12 protein-coding genes are annotated in these 18380 nt (G+C 66.0%); 9 read left to right on the forward strand and 3 right to left on the reverse strand.

The window, feature by feature from the left end:
* The first annotated feature begins 104 nt into the window (after positions 1-104).
* Positions 105-836 (forward strand): ABC transporter permease, encoded by a 732-nt coding sequence (locus tag GII31_RS01415; RefSeq protein WP_407649964.1) that lies wholly within the window; start codon positions 105-107, stop codon positions 834-836.
* Positions 829-1905: an ABC transporter ATP-binding protein gene (locus GII31_RS01420; protein ID WP_213246114.1), complete on the forward strand. Its 1077-nt coding sequence runs from the start codon at positions 829-831 to the stop codon at positions 1903-1905. The genes GII31_RS01415 and GII31_RS01420 overlap by 8 nt, the downstream gene beginning before the upstream one ends.
* Before the next feature lie 93 nt (positions 1906-1998).
* Here GII31_RS01420 and GII31_RS01425 read toward each other — a convergent pair whose 3' ends face one another.
* Together GII31_RS01425 and GII31_RS01430 are read right to left on the reverse strand one after the other, a co-directional pair.
* Complete coding sequence (locus GII31_RS01425; RefSeq protein ID WP_246222050.1) at positions 1999-3051, reverse strand: adenylate/guanylate cyclase domain-containing protein; 1053 nt, start codon at positions 3049-3051, stop codon at positions 1999-2001.
* 14 nt (positions 3052-3065) lie between these two features.
* On the reverse strand, positions 3066-4241 hold the full coding sequence (locus tag GII31_RS01430; RefSeq protein ID WP_213246116.1) for a TetR/AcrR family transcriptional regulator: 1176 nt from the start codon (positions 4239-4241) through the stop codon (positions 3066-3068).
* A 128-nt stretch (positions 4242-4369) separates the two neighbouring features.
* On the opposite strand from GII31_RS01430, the gene GII31_RS01435 reads away from it, so the two are divergent.
* The 3 genes from GII31_RS01435 (at position 4370) to mdo (ending at position 9381) form a co-directional block, all read left to right on the forward strand.
* Complete coding sequence (locus tag GII31_RS01435) at positions 4370-5581, forward strand: acetyl-CoA C-acetyltransferase (RefSeq protein WP_213246118.1); 1212 nt, start codon at positions 4370-4372, stop codon at positions 5579-5581.
* A 31-nt stretch (positions 5582-5612) separates the two neighbouring features.
* Complete coding sequence (locus GII31_RS01440) at positions 5613-7781, forward strand: 3-hydroxyacyl-CoA dehydrogenase NAD-binding domain-containing protein (protein WP_213246120.1); 2169 nt, start codon at positions 5613-5615, stop codon at positions 7779-7781.
* A 328-nt stretch (positions 7782-8109) separates the two neighbouring features.
* On the forward strand, positions 8110-9381 hold the full coding sequence (mdo, locus tag GII31_RS01445; RefSeq protein WP_213246122.1) for an NDMA-dependent methanol dehydrogenase: 1272 nt from the start codon (positions 8110-8112) through the stop codon (positions 9379-9381).
* 55 nt (positions 9382-9436) lie between these two features.
* On the opposite strand, the gene GII31_RS01450 is transcribed toward mdo, so the two are convergent.
* Positions 9437-10687, reverse strand: a complete 1251-nt coding sequence (locus GII31_RS01450; protein WP_260840237.1) for an IS256 family transposase — start codon at positions 10685-10687, stop codon at positions 9437-9439.
* 219 nt (positions 10688-10906) lie between these two features.
* Between GII31_RS01450 and GII31_RS01455 the strand changes: the two genes are divergently transcribed.
* The 4 genes from GII31_RS01455 to GII31_RS22460 all read left to right on the forward strand — a co-directional run bounded on the left by GII31_RS01455 (position 10907) and on the right by GII31_RS22460 (position 18085).
* The gene (locus tag GII31_RS01455) at positions 10907-11944 is read left to right on the forward strand and encodes a MadB family AAA-type ATPase (protein ID WP_213246124.1); all 1038 of its coding nucleotides are present in this window, start codon (positions 10907-10909) and stop codon (positions 11942-11944) included.
* Positions 11941-13470 (forward strand): MadC family VWA domain-containing protein, encoded by a 1530-nt coding sequence (gene madC, locus GII31_RS01460; RefSeq protein WP_213246126.1) that lies wholly within the window; start codon positions 11941-11943, stop codon positions 13468-13470. Before GII31_RS01455 ends, madC begins: the two co-directional genes overlap by 4 nt.
* Before the next feature lie 11 nt (positions 13471-13481).
* Positions 13482-14147, forward strand: a complete 666-nt coding sequence (locus GII31_RS01465; protein WP_213246128.1) for a response regulator — start codon at positions 13482-13484, stop codon at positions 14145-14147.
* 281 nt (positions 14148-14428) lie between these two features.
* Positions 14429-18085 carry an Ig-like domain-containing protein gene (locus GII31_RS22460; protein WP_265795771.1) on the forward strand — a complete coding sequence of 1219 codons (3657 nt, stop codon included), beginning with the start codon at positions 14429-14431 and terminating at the stop codon, positions 18083-18085.
* The last annotated feature ends 295 nt before the right edge of the window (positions 18086-18380 follow it).

The following is an 18380-nucleotide window of genomic DNA, read 5'->3' on the forward strand; positions in this document are numbered from 1 at the left end:
CCGGGGCGAGCAGAGCGACGGGGAATGTTACTTTCCGGAACCGGATCTCGGGTCTGCCCGCCCCCTGGTGGGTGTATCTGATTGCGGCGGTCGGGGTCACGGTGATCGTGCTCCCGCCGCTCGCGTTGGTGCTCAAGACCCCGTGGGACACCTTCATCGAGCAGGTGACCTCCCAGTCGTCGCGGGACGCGCTGCGGTTGTCGTTGCAGACGGCGGCCGCCACCACCGTGTTGTGTGTACTGCTGGGTGTGCCGATGGCGGTGGTGTTCTCCCGCCATGACGGACTGCTGGTGCGGGTCATCCGCTCGTTGGTGTTGCTTCCGCTGGTGCTGCCCCCGGTCGTTGGTGGTCTGGCGTTGCTGTACACGTTCGGGCGGCTCGGGATTCTCGGCGGGCCGATGCGGGAGGCCGGCATCGACATCGCGTTCACCACCACCGCTGTGATCCTGGCACAAACCTTTGTGGCACTGCCCTTTATGGTGATCAGTGTCGAGGGGGCGCTGCGCACCGCCGGTACCCGGTACGAGGACGTGGCCGCGACGCTCGGGGCCTCACCGACACGGGTGCTGTGGAAGGTGACGGTCCCGTTGGTCGCGCCGTCGGTGCTCGCGGGTCTGGTGCTGTCCTTCGCGCGGGCGCTCGGCGAATTCGGCGCCACCATCACCTTCGCCGGCAACGCGCCCGGTGTCACCCAGACCGCGCCCCTGGCCATCTACGTCGCGGCCATCGACGATCCGCAACAGGCCATCCCCATGTCGCTTCTGCTGGTGCTGATCTCGTTGATCGTGGTGGTCGGGGTGCACAGCCGCCGTCGGAGGGGTGTTTCGCGTGGCTGATCTTGTGGTCGACATCCAGAACACGGTGCCGCCGTTGCGGATCGAGAATCGGTTCGCAGCGGGATCGACGACGGCGGTGGTCGGGCCCAACGGGTCGGGAAAGACGACGCTGCTGCGCGTGCTCGCCGGGCTGGTCCCGGGCGACGACGATTCCCGGATCGCACTGGGCGATCAAGTGTTCCGGGACCGCACGACGGTGGTTCCGGCGTATCGCCGCGGGGTGGCGATGCTGTCACAGGACGCCGGGCTGTTCCCGCACCTGAGTGTGCGGTCCAATGTGGCGTTCGCGCCGTCGGCGCAGCATCTTTCGCGGGCAGAGGTCACGAGCCGGGTGGACCGGTGGATGGCCGCCACCGGAATCGCCGAACTGGCCGACCGCAAACCGGGGCAATTGTCCGGCGGGCAGGCGCAGCGGGTGGCGATCGCCCGGGCGCTGGCCGCGCAGCCTCGAATCCTGTTGTTGGACGAACCGTTCCGCGCACTCGATGTTGACGTTGCCGGTAGGCTGCGGGCACTGCTGCGGACGATTCTGGCGGACCGGTCGCGCATCACGGTCATGGTCACCCACGACCTCGTCGACGCGGTGACACTCGCCGACGAGATCCTGGTGATCGAATCCGGGCGGGTCGCCGAGTCCGGGCCCACCACCGATGTGCTGACCAGTCCGGCAAGCCGATTCACCGCCACCCTGTCGGGGCTGAACCTGTTCGTCGGCACCGCCGACGAGACGGCCGGGGTGTGCGACGACGCCGGTCACCGGGTCGGCGGAACGGCCGGCGGTGCGGTGACGCCGGGGGAGCGGGCCGCCGCCGCGTTCTCTCCGCGCGCGGTCGCGATCTATCTACACGCGGCGGCGGGGTCACCGCGAACGATGTTGCCGGGCACCGTCGTCGATGTCGCACCGCGCGGTGAGCACGCGCTGGTGCGCTGCGATGTGGGTGGGCAGTCGGTGGCCGCCGAGGTCACCTGGGCGGCGGTCGCCGATCTGGCGCTGACCGCGGGTCTGGCAGTGGAACTGGTGGTCAAGGCAGCCGACGTGCGGGTATACGGACTCGCCGCCGGAGCCTAGCCGGACCTTGTGGATGCGGCCGGGTGTGGAGCAGGCGATCGCGACCGCATCGCGCTGACCGGCGCGTCGTTCGAGAAACGCGTGCTTCGAACGCTACTCGTCGTGATCCGCGCCGGAACGTCTGTGCTTGCGGCTCTTCCGCGGAGTGGCCGGTTCGACGTTGTAGGCCTTCAGTCGTCGGTAGCCGCGAACCCGCAGCGGCGAAATGGGGCGGATGCGGAACGCCTCGGCCTCTTCCGGGGTGAGATCCTCGACGAGGATCTCGTCGACCAGAACGGTGCCGGGGTAGGCCGATCCGCAGAGGCGGGCGGCGATGTTGACCGGCTCGCCGAATACATCGCCGAGCCGACTGAGGACATGGCCGCGGGCCAGTCCGACGCGGATCTGGGGCAGGATGTCGTCGTCGGCGAGCGCCTGCAGCGTGACACCGATGACGGCGGCCGCCGACGGCGACGGGACGGTGAACATGACCGCGTCGCCGAGGGTCTTGATGACCTTGCCGCCGTGTGCTGCCACCACCTCGTGCACGTTTTCCTCGAAACTCTCCAGAAGTTCTTCGAGTTCGTACAGCGCGATCCGCCGCGACAGGCTGGTGTATCCGACGATGTCGACGAATCCGACCACGGTATCGACCTGTTCGTCGCTGGGCTGCTCGATGTCTCGGCGCAGATTCAGGTCCAGGTGGCGACGCCAGATGAGCGTCTGCAGGTGTGAGAGTGCCTCGATCGCGTCCGTGAGCGGCACGGTGAACAGGGGATCGGCGGCCAGTTCGGCGATCTGCTCGGCCTGCCAGTCGGCCAGGCGTGTGGTCATCTGGCCGATGGCCCTGGCGGCGGCGATCTGCGACCGCGGTGACAGGCAGGAATCGGGGCCGATGAACAGTGTGAACGCGTCCAGATCGGCCTGCGAGAAGATCTTCTCCGAGGTCTCGTACTGGGCGAACCCGAAGGCGTTCCAGATCCGGTCGGCCTGCTCCGGGAGCACCTTCAGCGCGGCGACCAACTCCTCGCGGGTGTAGTCGGGGTCGGGGTTGTACAGCGGCGGCGGGACGAGGTCGCGCCGGGTGACGGCGTCCTCGATGGGTTCGGTCTCCTTGCGCCGGAGCCGATCCGCCGCGCGCCGGTCGTCCGGCGCGCGATCAGCCACCCGCTACCCCCTGCTCATACACCCAGCACACCCTTCATGAGATACGCCATCTCGGCGGTGAACTCGTCGCGTCCGGTTCCGCGGCGCATGCCAACGGCGTCGTTCACGATGGACAGGGCCGAGTGTACGGCCACAGCGGCCTCCTCTGCAGGCAGTTCGGGCCGCACCTCCTGGAGCAGATCGATCCAGCGCCGCACGTATCGGCGCTGGGTGTCGAGGTGCTCGGCTGTGTCGGTCTGCGCGGCCAGGACCCGCGCACTGCGAAAGCCCACGCCCAGGTCGGGTGCGCTGGTGATGGCCGCGACGTACGAATCCACCAGCAGCCGCAGTAATGGTCCGGGCTCGTCGGTGCGGGCGTAGGCGGCGATCACGCCGGCCTCCAGGGTGGTGGCGCTGCGCCGGGCGATGGACACCAGGATCGAGAGCTTGGAGGGGAAGTGGTTATAGACGCTCGGCCCGGAGATGCCGACGGCCGCACCGATGTCGTCGATGCCGACGGCCGTGTAGCCGCGGTCGGCGAACAACGCGGATGCCGCGTCCAGGATCTCATCGCGCCGGCTGCGTCGGCCCGACGGCGGCAGGGCGGGTGCGGTGAACGGTGGGGCGGTATCGGTGTCGAGGGCGAGCACACGTGAGATCGAGTCGTGTAGCGCGGATCTCGCGCGGACATTGCTGATCTTGGTGTGGTGCACGGTGAGGCTGCCGGCGACGCTCAGCACGGCCCAACCCAGCCGTACGGCCGCCCGATCGCCGAGTCCGGGCCGGTTGGCGACGATGACCGCGCCCCAGTGCTCGATGATCTCGCGGGTGCGCAGCAGGATCTCGGTGTTCTGCTCCTCGGTGAGGAAGGCGCTGTTGGCCCGCCACATCGACACCGTCTGCGGGTAGCTGACACCGAGATCGGCGAGTTCGCGGGCCAGGTCGTCGAGCGAGCAGTCGGGCCGGGCCAGCAGTCGGTCGGTGCAGGCCTGCAGTTTGTCGCCGCCGGCGAGTACCGCGGCCACCAGTAGCGCCTGTTTGTCGGAGAAGTGCCGGTACACCGATGGCGCGGTCACCCCGGCGGCGCGGGCGATGTCGGCGACGGACACCTGGGCATATCCGTGCGCGGCGAACAGGGTGCCCGCGAGCGCCGCGAGTTGGCGTTTGCGGTCGGCGGGCCGGGTGCGCCGTGGCGAGGTCTGCTCGGTCATGGTGAATCGACCATAGCGCAGATCAATGGCACTAAAAAGATGTTGACCATGGGGTATAGCCAAATAAGTTATTCGGCGTTAGTCTAGGGACTGTTATCACCCACTGTTCGTGTGAAAGGAACCAGAACGTGGCCGATCAAGCATTCATCTACGAGGCGATCCGTACGCCCCGTGGCAAACAGCGCGGAGGGTCGCTGCACGGCGTCAAGTCGGTCGACCTCGCGTCCGGCCTGATCAACGAGGTCCTGGCCCGCCACGGCGGCCTGGACCCGGCCGACATCAACGACATCGTGCTCGGTGTGGTCTCGCCGGTGGGCGAGCAGGGTGCGGTCATCGCGCGCACCGCCGCGATCCTGTCGGGTCTGCCCGAGACGGTGCCCGGCACCCAGATCAACCGCTTCTGCGGTTCGGGGCTGGAGGCCACCAACCTGGCCGCCGCCAAGGTCGCCTCCGGCTTCGACGACCTGGTCCTCGCCGGCGGTGTGGAGTCGATGTCGCGCGTGCCGATGGGCAGTGACGGCGGGGCCCTGTTCACCGACCCGACCACCGTGTACGACCACTACATCGTGCCGCAGGGCATCGGCGCCGACCTGATCGCCACCATGGAGGGCTTCTCCCGCGAGGACATCGACGGCTATGCCGCCGAGTCGCAGGCTCGGGCCGAAAAGGCTTGGAACAGCGGCTACTTCGCCAAGTCTGTGGTTCCCGTCCGCGACATCAACGGCGTGATCCTGCTCGACCAGGACGAGCATCGCCGCCCCGGCAGCACGGTCGAGAGCCTCGGGAAGCTGCGCCCGGCGTTCGCCGCGATGGCGGAGATGGCCGGCTTCGACGACGTCGCCCTGCAGAAGTACCCCAGCGTCGAGAAGATCAACCACGTACACACCGGCGGCAACAGCTCCGGCATTGTCGACGGCGCCGCGCTGGTGCTGCTCGGCAGCGAAGAGGCCGGCAAGCGCAACGGTCTCACCCCGCGTGGCCGGATCGTGTCGTTCGCCGAGGTCGGCTCCGAGCCCACGATCATGCTCACCGGCCCCACCCCGTCCACCGAGCTGGCGCTGAAGAAGGCGGGCCTGACCGTCGACGACATCGACGTGTTCGAGCTGAACGAGGCGTTCGCGTCGGTCGTCATGAAGTGGATGAAGGACCTGAAGGTCCCGCACGAGAAGGTCAACGTGAACGGCGGCGCCATCGCGATGGGCCACCCGCTCGGCGCGACCGGCGCGATGATTCTCGGTACCTGCCTCGATGAGCTCGAGCGTATCGGCGGTCGCTACGGCCTGGTCACCCTGTGTATCGGCGGCGGTATGGGCGTTGCCACCATCATCGAGCGTCTCTGACCCGCGGTTTGTAAAGGAATCTTGAAAGACAATGAGTGACAATATGATTCGGTGGGAAAAGGGTGACGACGGCATCGTCGTGCTCACCATGGACGACCCCAACCAGGGCGCCAACACCATGAACGCGCTGTACGCCACGTCGATGGCGGCCACCGTCGACCGGCTCGAGGCCGAGAAGGACGACATCACCGGCGTGGTGCTGACCTCGGCCAAGAAGACCTTTTTCGCCGGCGGCGACCTCAAGGACATGACTGCCGAGCAGACCGAGTCCAAGCAGGAGATCGCCACCCGGATCACCAAGGGCACCAATGAGATGAAGGCGGTGCTGCGCCGTCTGGAGTCGCTCGGCAAGCCCGTCGTCGCCGCGATCAACGGCGCGGCGCTCGGTGGCGGCCTGGAGATCGCGCTGCACACCCACCATCGCATCGCCGCCGACGTGCGCGGCAACCAGATCGGCCTGCCCGAGGTCACCCTCGGTCTGCTGCCTGGCGGCGGTGGCGTCGTGCGTACCGTCCGCCTGCTCGGCATCCAGAACGCGCTCATGGGTGTTCTGTTGCAGGGCACCAGGTTCAAGCCGGCCAAGGCCAAGGAGGCCGGGCTGATCGATGAGGTCGTCGGCAGCGTCGAAGAACTGATCCCGGCCGCCAAGGCCTGGATCGCGGCCAACCCCGAGGCCGAGCAGCCGTGGAACGTCAAGGGTTACAAGATCCCCGGCGGCGACCCCACCAACCCGAAGTTCGCGGCCAACCTGCCTGCCATCCCGGCGCTGCTGCGCAAGCAGATCAAGGGCGCCAACATGCCGGCACCGCGCGCGATCATGGCCGCCGCCATCGAGGGTGCGTACGTCGACGTCGCCACCGCCGACGAGATCGAGACCCGCTACTTCGTGTCGCTGGTGACCGGTCAGGTCGCGCAGAACATGATCAAGGCCTTCTTCTTCGACCTGCAGCACATCAACGGCGGTGGTTCGCGTCCGGAAGGGTACGACAAGTACACCGCCAAGAAGGTCGGCGTCATCGGCGCCGGCATGATGGGTGCGGCCATCGCGTACGTGTCGGCTCAGGCCGGTATCGAGGTCGTGCTCAAGGACACCAACCTGGAGAACGCCGAACGCGGCAAGGGCTACTCGGTCAAGCTCGTCGAGAAGAGCATCGCCAAGGGCAAGCTCAGCCAGGAGAAGGGCGACGAACTGCTCGCCCGGATCACCCCGACCGAGAAGGCCGAGGACTTCAAGGGCGTCGATCTGGTGATCGAGGCGGCGTTCGAGTCGGTCGAGGTCAAGAACAAGGTGTTCCAGGAGATCGAGGACATCGTCGAACCCGACGCCATCCTGGGCTCCAACACCTCCACGCTGCCCATCACGCTGCTCGCCGGTGGGGTCAAGCGCCAGGAAGACTTCATCGGTATCCACTTCTTCTCGCCGGTCGACAAGATGCCGCTGGTGGAGATCATCAAGGGTGAGAAAACCTCGGACGCGGTGCTGGCCAAGGTTATCGACTACACCCTGCAGATCCGCAAGACTCCGATCGTGGTCAACGACAGCCGGGGCTTCTTCACCAGCCGTGTCATCGGCACCTTCATCAATGAGGCGCTGGCGGCCGTCGGTGAGGGCATCGAACCGGCGTTCATCGAGCAGGCAGGTTCGCAGGCGGGCTACCCCGCTCCGCCGCTGCAGCTCTCGGATGAGCTGACCCTCACCCTGATGCAGAAGATCCGCAAGGAGACCGTCGCCGCGGCCGAAGCCGAGGGCGTGACGATCCCCGCTCACGGTGCGGATGCCGTCGTCGACTGGATGATCGAGAACGGACACCCGTCCCGCAAGGACGGCGCCGGATTCTACGAGTACACCGACGGCAAGCGCGGCCTGCTGTGGCAGGGCGTGCGGGATCACTACAAGTCCGGCAGCACCGAGATCCCACTCGAAGATCTCAAGGAGCGCATGCTCTTTGCCGAGGCGCTCGAAACCGTCAAGTGCTTCGATGAGGGCGTGCTCAACTCGGTGGCCGACGCCAACATCGGCTCGATCTTCGGCATCGGCTTCCCGGCCTGGACCGGTGGCGTGATCCAGTACATCAACGGCTACGAGGGCGGCCTGCAGGGCTTCGTCGACCGGGCCCGCGACCTGGCGTCCAAGTACGGTTCGCACTTCGAGCCGCCGGCCTCGCTCGTCGAGAAGGCCGCCCGAGGCGAGAAATACTGAGCCGGCGAGAAGTACTGATCCGGAGCTGATCTGACGTTACGACGGAGCCCTGGTGCCGCCTGCCGGCGCCAGGGCTCCGTCGATTCTGCCCCGTGTGTTCCTTCGATGTCCGGGTCTGCTCCGGTCGCCGCACCGGCATATGAAACCTGCCGGCGTGAAACCTGTCGGCGTGAAACCTGCCGGCGTGAAACCTGGTGGAATGGTCAGGGTGAGGCCGGTCCCATCGGTTCTAATACATGTCCCATCGCACAGATGTCCTTGTGGACACGTGATCGGGGACACATGCTGAGCGGGTCACGCCGGAACTACGACGAGGAGCCTGCCAGTCATGGCAATCGAACTGAACCAGATCTGGGAATTCCCGATCAAGGACTTCCATCCCTTCCCCAACGCCAAGATCGGCGTCGGCGCCCACGACATGATCGGTGTCGAGGCCAAAGAGCTTGGCATGACCCGAGTTCTGCTGATGACCACCGGCCTGCGGGGGTCGGGCATCATCGAGGAACTGACCGGCAAGATCGAATATCAGGGCGTCGATGTGGTCCTGTACGACAAGGTGGAGTCCAATCCCAAGGACTACAACTGCATGGACGCCGCCGCTCTCTACCAGTCCGAGAAGTGCGACGGCATCATCTCCGTCGGCGGTGGATCGAGCCACGACGCCGCCAAGGGCGCCCGCATGGTCATCGCCCACGACGGCCGCAACATCAATGAGTTCGAAGGCTTTTCGAAGGCCACGAACAAGGAGAACCCCAAGCACATCGCGGTGTCCACCACTGCGGGCACCGGCTCGGAAACCTCGTGGGCCTACGTCATCACCGACACCTCGGACATGAACAAGCCGCACAAGTGGGTGGCCTTCGACGACAGCTGCCTGGTCGACCTCGCCATGGACGACCCGCTGTTGTACTATTCGTGCCCCGAACATTTCACCGCCTACTGCGGATTCGACGTGCTCGCGCACGCCAGTGAACCGTACGTGTCCCGGCTGGATTTCGCGCCGTCGCTCGGTAACGCCAAGTACAGCATCGAACTGATCCGCGACCACCTGCGCACCGCCGTGTACGAGCCCAACAACCTCGAAGCCCGCACCGGTATGATGCATGCGCAATACATCGCGGCACAGGCCTTCAACTCCGGCGGTCTGGGCATCATCCATTCGCTCTCGCACGCCGTCAGCGCGTTCTTCGACACGCACCACGGCCTCAACAACGCCATCGCACTGCCTCGGGTGTGGGAGTACAACCTGCCGTCGCGGTACAAGCGGTACGCGGAGATCGCGGCGCTCCTGGGCGTCGACACTAGCCGGATGACCACGGTGCAGGCCGCCGACGCGGCCGTGGAAGAGGCCATCCGCCTTTCGAAGGATCTCGGAATTCCCGACAACTTCGGTCAGCTCACCGTCGGCAGCTACTCCAAGAACCGGATGAATACCGGAAAGTACGAGGGCCGCGGCGAAACCATCGACACCTCCGACAAGCAGATTCAGGCCATCGCCGAACACATGATGGACGACTGGTGCACTCCGGCCAATCCGCGCGAATGCACTGTGGCGTCGCTGATCCCGATGGTCGGCCACGCCATGACCGGAAGCTACTGATCGCCGGGTCAAGTCCCGCGTAGTGGTGTAGCTGATTGTGGTCCTTCGTAGGTGGTCAGACAGGTAGTTGGATCAGCGGGTCGGTGTTCACCTCCGGCGTGTGGTCGGTGTCGGTGACGGTCAGCCGGCAGCGGCTGAGCACTTCGAGGCCGAGGTAGCGGCGGCCTTCGGCCCATTCGTCGGTCTGCTCGGCGAGCACTGCGCCAATGAGACGGACGATGGCATCGTGGTTCGGGAAGATGCCTACGACGTCGGTGCGGCGCCGGATCTCGCGGTTGAGTCGTTCTGTGGGGTTGTTGGACCAGATCTGGCGCCACACGTCATCAGGAAACGCGGCGAATGCCAGCAGGTCTTCGCGGGCGTCACCGAGGTGTTCGGCCACTTCGGGTAGGCGGTCTTCGGTGTATTCGAGCAGCCGGTCGAACTGGGCGTTCACCGCACCAGCAGTGGGTTGGTCATAGACGCTGTGCAGCATGGCCTTGACCGCTGGCCACATCGACTTCGGACACACCGCCATCAGATTCGCCGCGTAATGGGTGCGGCAGCGTTGCCAGGCAGCTCCGGGCAGGTTCGCCGCGATCGCCTCGACCAACCCGGCATGGGCATCAGAAGTCACCAGGCGGACCCCGCCCAGGCCGCGGGCGACCAGGTCAGCGAAGAAGGTGTTCCACGAGGCTGTGGTTTCGCTGGTGGCGACCTGCATGCCAAGCACTTCACGGTGCCCGTCACCATTGACTCCGGTGGCCAGCAGAACGACGGCTTTGACGACCTGCTTGTTCTCCCGGACCTTGATCGTCAGCGCATCCGCGGTGACGAACGTGAACGGGCCGGCCTCGTCCAGTCGGCGATGACGGAACGCTGCGACTTGTTCGTCGAGGTCTTCGGCCATGCGCGAGACCTGCGACTTCGACAACGAATCGATGCCCAAAGTCTTGACCAGCTTGTCCATCCGGCGGGTCGAGACCCCGGCCAGGTAGCAGTCGGCCACGACGGTGATCAGCGCCGACTCGGCGCGCTTGCGGCGTTCGAGCAACCACTCGGGAAAATAGGTGCCAGAGCGCAGCTTCGGCACGGCGACGTCGATCGTGCCCACACGGGTATCGAGAGGCCGGTGCCGGTATCCGTTCCGGTGATTGATGCGGTCTTCGGACCGGCGGCCCCACTCGGCGCCGCACACAGCGTCGGCATCGGCGGAGAGCAGTGCGTTGATCATCGTCTGCAGCAGCTCACGCATCAGATCGGGCGAGGCCTCAGCCAGGGCTTGGCCAAGCAAGCCAGCAGGGTCGACAATGTGGGGTGCGGTCATCGTGATGACTCCGTTCGAGGATTCTGTGGAAGGTTGACTCGAAGGATCACACGGTGACCGCTTCCCTGCCCGACAGCTACACGCTGCCGGCCACGGTCCTGGTCACCGAGTTACACCACTCTATGGGGCACTACTGATCGCCGATCGGCGTCATCGCGTCGGGCGAGGATCACCGCCTCGCCCGACGGGTTTCGGACACAGGAGTCTCGACGAGGAGCCATGATCACATCCACCACAACGGCCACCGAACCGAAAGCCTTCGACACCGTGGAGGAACTGTCCGCTGGGTTGGCCGACCAGGGGTATCTGATCGACGACGAGCTGGCTGTCGTCGTGCACCTGGCCACCCTGCTGGATCGGCCACTGCTGCTGGAAGGTCCGGCCGGTGTCGGAAAGACCGAACTGGCGAAGAGCTTGGCTGTCGCGGCCGGACGGGAACTGATCCGGCTGCAATGCTACGAGGGTCTGGACGAGGCGCGGGCCCTGTACGAGTGGGACTACGCCCGCCAACTGCTGCACGTGCAGATGCTGCGCGATCGGATCAGTGGTGAACTGGCCGTTGAGAGCAGTCTGGCCGGCGCATCGAAAGCTTTGGCCCGCACTGATGTCGGAGTGTACACCGAGGACTTTCTGGTGCCCCGGCCGCTGCTGGCGGCCATCACCTCGACCGTGCCGACCGTGCTGCTCGTCGATGAGATCGACCGCACCGACGAGGCGATGGAGGCGGTGATGCTCGAGGTGCTCGCCGAACGGCAGGTGACGGTGCCCGAACTGGGCACCTTTGTTGCCCGGTCCGTACCGTGGGTTATCTTGACCTCCAACGATACTCGCGAGCTCTCGCCCGCGCTGAAACGCCGGTGCCTGCACTTTCAGGTCGACTATCCCGACGCCGAACGCGAATGCCGGATCGTCGCGGTGCGGGCGCCTGCCGTCGAGAAATCCGTCATCGAGCGGGTTGTCGGGCTCGCGCGGGACCTGCGGGAGTTGCCGTTGCGCAAGAGCCCATCGATCGCGGAGGTGATAGACGCGGCACGTGCCGCGGCCCATCTCGGAGACGGTGGACAGGACGCGACACACCGGCGGGTGTTGTTGTCATTGTTGGTGAAGTTCGGCAGTGATCTCGATATCGCCCGTAGATCAATCGAAACTGCCGCGGTGCAGAGCAATGTGCAGAGCTCAGAGCCTGCCGGATCGGGTACCTCATCGGCGTTCGGGCTCGGCCGCGCGCGCAGTGCCGAACGGGCCCAACGCAGATGATCACCGTCGCAGCACGGCCCCGCGACGGGGTCCTGGACGTGCTGTCGGTGACGTTCGGACGGGTGCTGCGCGCCCACGCGGTGTCGGTATCTCCGTCCGAGGTGATTGAGATCAGGAGGGTCATGGACATCGTCGGGGCCGCTGACATCGATCGACTGCGATCCGGATTGTGCTGCGTCTGCGTCAAATACGCGTACGAGCGGCCGGGATTCGGCCGGGCCTTCGACATGTTCTTCAGAGGTTCCGATATCGGGGTCGACAATCTGGCGCAGCCGCGCCCACGCGGGGCCGCCGATGTCCTGCCCGACGATGTCGCCTGGGACGATGACTTCACCGGCGCGGCACGGATGATCGGTGCCGACGAACATACCGACGAAGTCGGCGACCTGATGGCCGATGACCCGGATGCGCGTGAACGGCACGGGGAGAGCGCGCACCGCGAGGAGAACGACTTCAGCGTGTCCGCGGGTGCCGAGCAGTTGGCCGTCGATACCGACACCGAATCCGTCGCAGGTGGCGTCACGTACACGATCGAGGTATCCGAAGCTGATTCCGCGTCGGTGGGGGAGCTGACCGGTGAGGCTACCCGGGTGCGCGGCACGCCGATCGGATTGCGTGATGCCGCAGCGATTCTGCGGGCACTGGACTCATACGATGCCCGTCGGGCATATGGGACCGACGACGGCGAGGGATTATCCGACCGGCATCGGGCAGAACTGGTCAAGGCTCTCAACGCGTTTATCGAAGCGCTCGGGCAGCGCCTCGCGGCGCAACCGGGCGATACGACCCACGTCGACGACGGGCCCGATCCGGTCCGGGTCGACCAGGCCGACATAGACCGCGCGTGTCACCGGCTGGTGCAGCGGATGCGCGGTGCGCCGCGCCGGGTCGCCCGCCGCGCCGACCACGGCGGACTCGACATGCGTCGCACGATGCGTGCCTCCGTCGCCACCGATGGGGTGCCGTTGGAACTGTGGCGCCGCATCCACCGGAAGGGACCGGTGCGGCTGCTCCTCCTGGCCGACGTGTCGCTGTCGGTGCGGCCGGTCACCGGCTTCATCCTGCGTCTGGCGCAGACTTTGCACCGGGTGGGCGGTCGCTGCGAGGTGATCGCGTTCGTTGACCGGCCGGTGCTGGTGACGGATGCCCTACGCGCCGCGAACGCGGATTCGGCGCTGACGGCGGTGCTGGCCGCAGACGGCCTGGATCTGGCCGCCACCAGTGACTACGGTTCCGTATGGGAGGAATTGCTCGACAGTTACGGTGATCTCGTCACCAAACGCACGTCGGTGTTGGTCGTCGGTGATGCCCGCAGCAACGGATTCTCGCCGCGCGCCGAACTGTTCGCGGAACTGTCCAGGCGGGCACACCGCGTCGCGTGGGTGACGCCCGAACCCGCTCGCTATTGGGCGCAGACCGGCTGTGGCCTGAAGGAGTACGCACCGAACTGCGCCGGTGTGGTCAGCGCCCGCGACGGTGCCGAACTGGTGCGGCGCTGCGACGAACTCGGAAACGCACTGAGCTGATGACGACGACCATGACACCTCGGTTCGGGAGCAGCCAGGACGCGGACACGTCGCCGGTGCGGATTGTGCTCATCGACCAGCACCGACTCCTGCGACAGGGGATCGCATCATTGCTGGCCCACGAACCTCGGGTCGACCTGGTCGGTGAGGCCGCCGATGCCGAGGCCGCAGAGGCGGTTATCGAGCGGGTGCGGCCCGATCTCGTCGTCATCGACCTCAAGCCCGCCTCGGGTGCCTGCCATGACGGCCTGGCCCTGATCGCCCGACTCACCAGCCGGAGTCCTACGGTGAAATCGGTTGTGCTGACGTCATTTCACGACGAATCACTGATCGCCCGCGCCGCTCGCGCCGGGGCCCGCGGATTTGTCCTCAAAGACATCAATACCGATGCCCTGGTGCGAGTCATCATCGCCGTCGCGGCCGGCGGGCTGGTGTTCGACGCCGCCCCCGACATCCGGTCGGCAGCGGCCTGGGAGGCGCATCTGCCCGAACCGAGCCGGCGTGAGACCCAGGTCCTGGCTCTGCTCGCCGAAGGCTGCTCCCGTCGTGAAGTCGGCCGCACCCTCGGTATCGCCGAATCAACCGTCGGCTTCCACATCACCAATATCCTCAGCAAGCTGGGCGCCGCCACCACAACCGAAGCCGTCTACATGGTGAGCATGCGCGGCTTCATCTGAGCCGCCCTCTTCGGTGGCCGGGTGCTTGGATCTCCGGCGAGCTCGTGTGGCGTTCGGCAACCCGGCGGCACCCTCCGACACTCCCGCGTCGCGAACTCCGTCCCGCGTAGTGGATGTAGCGATGTCCCGAGGCCATGCGGTCATTGTCCTCGATCGGGATGATGCTGGACATCGTCATGGTGGGGGGGGTGGCCGCGACCACAGCAGGTAGTGAAGGATGATTTCGCGATCGTGCATGGCGGTTTATCATTGCCACATCGGACAACCGAGCAGGGAGTGTCATGCGCATCTCAACCAAGAACCGTGCCCGTATCATCGCCGCGGCCGCCGGTGTCGCACTGTTCGTCAACCCCGGACAAGCCATCGCCGATGATGAGGCCGGCTCATCCGGAGACTCCACTTCCTCGCAGTCCTCGGGCACCGAAAGCTCCTCGGGTAACCAAGGCGCCTCGGGTGGTGACTTTTCGGCCGGTGCCGGCACCTCGGACTCATCAGGTTCGAGCACCTCCTCGGACTCGACGAGCAGCTCAGCCGACTCCCCGGACACTTCATCGGACTCGGACACTTCATCGGACTCGGACACCTCGTCGGGTATCTCATCGGACTCGTCCGATTCCTCGGGCGGCTCGGATGCCTCCACAGGTGACACCGACACCACCCCGACCGGTACCGGTGCTTCGGATTCGGTCGGCACCATCACGCCGGCCGACACCACTGACACGCAGCAGTCGTCGGCACCGGGCACCGGTACCGAACAACCCTCAACCACATCACAGGAGACCGGCCCCGCCCCGGCAGGACCGGACCCCGGCCTCACCGACTACTCCCCGGCCACCACACCCGCACCACCGGCCACCACACCCGCACCACCGGCCACCTCGTCATGGACCGGGTCCGAACCCGATGGCACGGGATCGGCAACTGAATACTCGGCACCATCCTCGACCGATGCTGACGACACAAACTCCGATGGTGCTGATTCGGTCATCGAACCCACACCGGGCACTCCGATCGAACCCGGCGCCGACACCACCGGACCGGCCGCGTCAACAGTGCCTGAATCGGAGGTCGATGAACCACAGGCCTTGGAACCGGGTACCGTCAGCTTGTCGGCGGCATCGCCTGCGCCACAGGCCTTCATGGCCGCGGCGACGACCACCACAACAGCCCCGGTTCCGGCTCCGAGCACCTCCCAAGGCCTGGTCGGTGCTCTGGCATTCCTCGGACTACTGCCCGCCGGTGGCCCGGTCGTACCGGCGGCCAACCCCGCACCGTGGACCCTGCTGTGGTGGACCCAACGCGCCCGGTCACTGCTGAACAACCAAAGCCCCACGGCCGCACCCACACTGACCCCAACGGGTGATGGGTACACCATCAGCCTGGGCGCCACCGACCCCGACGGCGACCCACTCACCACCACCATCACCACACAGCCCACCAACGGTGTCATCACCCCCAACGCCGACGGCACCTTCACCTACACCCCCAACGCCGGCAGTACCGCCGCCGATCAGTTCACCGTCACCATCAGTGACTCCGGTCCCCACATTCACGGACTGGCAAGTATTCTCGCCCTCTTCACCGGGCAGAACCCACACACCCGCACCGTCACCATCCACATCCCCGAAACCAGCACGCCACCTGCCAACCAGCCGCCGGTGGTCGACCCCGACCAGGAACCCACTGTCGGCACCCCCGACGCCGTCACCGGTTCGGTGGTGGTCACCGGCCTGGCGAGCATGGTCACCGACCCCGACAACGACCCACTGATCTTCTACACCACCGACACCGACGTCGTCTTCGATGATCAGAACCCCGGCACCTTCACGTGGACACCAACCACCGAACTTCGCCACGGCGCCGCCGTTCCGGGTGCCCCGCACACCCACACCATCGTCATCACCGCCGATGACGGTAACGGCGGCACCTACGACATCACCGTCGTCGTCCCCATCGACCCGCAGAACGCCGAGCCCACCGTCATCGTCTCGCCGCCGTCAGCCCCGGTGGTGGGGTCAGGAACGGTCACCGGCTCCATCACCGCCACCGACGGCGACTCGGACGAGCTGACATTCTTCGTGGACGGCGCAACAGCCACTGACACAAATACTTTCATCACCGCCGGCGGGGCCACCCTGATCATCGACCCGACCACCGGCACCTACACCTACACCCCCTCAGGCGCCCAACAACTCGCCGCCTCCTACATCAACGCCACCACCGACGACACCTCGGAAACCATCGTCATCACCGTCGACGACGGACACGGCGGAACCATCAGCCAGACGATCATTGCCCCGGTCTCCGGAATCACATTCACCGGCCAGCCGTACGGCGGCATCCAGGTCGCCCCCGACGGCACCGCCTACCAAACCACCTACACCGGTGATTCGACCACCGGCCACACCACCTACGTCACCACCATCACCCCCACCGGAACCACCACCACCACACTCACCGGCACACCGTACGGCAACCTCCAATTCGCCCCCGACGGCACCGCCTACCAAACCACCTACTCCGACACCTCGGCCACCGGCTACACCACCTACGTCACCACCATCACCCCCACCGGAACCACCACCACCACACTCACCGGCACACCGAACGGCAGCCTCCAGTTCGCCCCCGACGGCACCGCCTACCAAACCACCTACACCGGTGATTCGACCACCGGCCACACCACCTACGTCACCACCATCACCCCCACCGGAACCACCACCACCACACTCACCGGCACGCGTTACGGCAGCCTCCGCATCGCCCCCGACGGCACCGCCTACCAAACCACCTACACCGGTGATTCGACCACCGGCCACACCACCTACGTCACCGCCATCACCCCCACCGGAACCACCACCACCACACTCACCGGCACACCGTACGGCAACCTCCAATTCGCCCCCGACGGCACCGCCTACCAAACCACCTACACCGGCACCTCGACCACCGGATACACCTACCGCGTCATCACCATCGCCCCCACCGGAACCACCACCACCACACTCACCGGCACACCGAACGACAGCCCCCACATCGCCCCCGACGGCACCGCCTACCAAACCACCTACACCTACGATTCGACCACCGGAGACATCTACTACGTCATCACCATCAGCCCCACCGGAACCACCACCACCACACTCACCGGCACACCGAACGGCAGCCTCCAGGTCGCCCCCGACGGCACCGCCTACCAAAGCACCTACACCTACGATTCGGCCACCGGCTACACCACCTACGTCACCACGATCAGCCCCACCGGAACCACTACCACCCCACTCACCGGCCAGCCGTCCGGAAGCATCCACATCGCCCCCGACAGCACGGCCTACCAAACCGCCTACGATTCGACCACCGATTACACCTACGTCACCGCCATCAGCCCCACCGGAACCACCACCACCACACTCACCGGCCGGCCTCACGGCAGCCTCCACATCGCCCCCGACGGCACCGCCTACCAAACCACCTACACCGGCAACTCGACCATCGGCTACACCACCTACGTCACCGCCATCAGTCCCACCGAAACCACCACCACACTCACCGGCGCACCTTACGACAGCCCCCACATCGCCCCCGACGGCACCGCCTACCAAACCACCTACACCTACGATTCGACCACCGGCTACACCTTCCACGTCACCGCCATCAGCTCCACCGGAACCACCACCACACTCACCGGCGAGCCGACCGGCAGCCTCCAGTTCGCCCCCGACGGCACCGCCTACCAAACCACCTACACCTACGATTCGACCACCGGCTACACTTTCCACGTCACCGCCATCAGCCCCACCGGAACCACCACCACACTCACCGGCCAGCCGACCGGCAGCCTCCAGTTCGCCCCCGACGGGTCGGTGTTCTCTTCGGTGTCGAGCGGAAGTCACACGTGGCTCGTCGTGATCAGGCGCGCCGACACCGCGACGACGTGAGTGTCCCCGCGAACCAATTCCGTCGTATCAGGTCAGGACCACAACCATTCAGCTACGGCACCTCTCAGTGAAGTGAGACCCCGATGGCAACACTCGCCGATCCGGCCGATCCCGATGACTTCCCCACGAATGGACAGTTCTTCGTGGAGTTGTGATGAGGCTCATCGAAAGCGCTCAGAGATGCTCGCCGAAGCGGCTTCGGCTGGGAGTGGGAGGTGGCCGAGTTCCGATCGTGACCATTCCTCGGCCTGATCGAAGTGCACCCGGTGCTCGGCGCGTACGACGGCTGCGTCGT

The sequence above is a fragment of the Gordonia pseudamarae genome, assembly GCF_025273675.1.
GTDB lineage: Bacteria > Actinomycetota > Actinomycetes > Mycobacteriales > Mycobacteriaceae > Gordonia > Gordonia pseudamarae.